The organism is Herpetosiphon giganteus (assembly GCF_016907925.1).
Taxonomy (GTDB): Bacteria; Chloroflexota; Chloroflexia; order Chloroflexales; family Herpetosiphonaceae; genus Herpetosiphon; species Herpetosiphon giganteus.
Window position 1 is genome coordinate 1 of record NZ_JAFBCZ010000085.1, and the last position, 1,020, is coordinate 1,020.

At 57.6% G+C, this 1,020-nt stretch carries 1 rRNA gene; it reads left to right on the forward strand.

Going from position 1 to position 1,020, the window contains the following annotated elements:
* Positions 1-253: 253 nt before the first annotated feature.
* Positions 254-1,020 (forward strand): 23S ribosomal RNA (locus tag JOD20_RS26300); the annotation flags it as partial.

Sequence of the window (1,020 nt, forward strand, 5' to 3'; positions counted from 1 at the left end):
CGGAAGGTGTGGCTGGATCACCTCCTTTCTAGGGATACCTACCAACGAGGCGTGGTGACGAAGAACGAAGATTTTGATGCAGACGAAGTGTCGCTATGGCGGCAGCACCCATCAGTGGGCAAGCGCTTACTGAGCATTGCACCTTACCAATCACCTATATATTGACGACAACATCAAAAGCAAAGCAAGCATCAACAAACAGAATTGCCTGCCGGAGCCATTCGGCGTACCGCGCTGCCGAGGCGCGACGACCGATGATCAGCAGGAATGCGAGTGATGGATGCCTAGGCGCACACGACCGATGAAGGACGGGGACTCCCGCCGAAACGGGTAGGCGAGCCGGAGTCAGGCTTTGACCCTACCATCTCCGAATGGGGCAACCCCACCACCGTGATGGGTGGTGATCCTGTGGTGAATCTATAGTCACAGGAAGGGCACCGGGGGAACTGAAACATCTCACGTACCCCGAGGAACAGAAACGATTCCCGAAGTAGCGGCGAGCGAACCGGGAAGAGCCTAAACGACCCACGTGTCAAGCAGGACAGCGTTGCGTGAGTCGGGTTGCGAGACCTCCAGGCGTGGATGTCCTTCCACGCAGCAAGTAACCAAGGCATGGGTTAGGGGAATGGCCCTGGAACGGCCAACCAGAGCGGGTGAGAGTCCCGTACCCGACAACCCATGCCCTTGCGTGAGGGATCTCAAGTACGACGGGACACGCGAAATCCCGTCGGAAGCGGGGGTGACCACACTCCAAGGCAGAATATCGTGGGCGACCGATAGCGCAGAGTACCGTGAGGGAACGGTGAAAAGCACCCTGGCGAAGGGAGTGAAACAGATCCTGAAATTGCTCGCAGACAAACCGTGGGAGGCGCAAGCTAACCGCGTGCCTTTTGGAGTATGAACCGACGAGTTACCCCATGTGGCAGGTTAAGGCAGCAACAGCCGGAGCCAGAGCGACAGCGAGTCTGAATAGGGCGTTTGGTCGCATAGGGTAGACCCGAAACCAGGTGAGCAACCCAT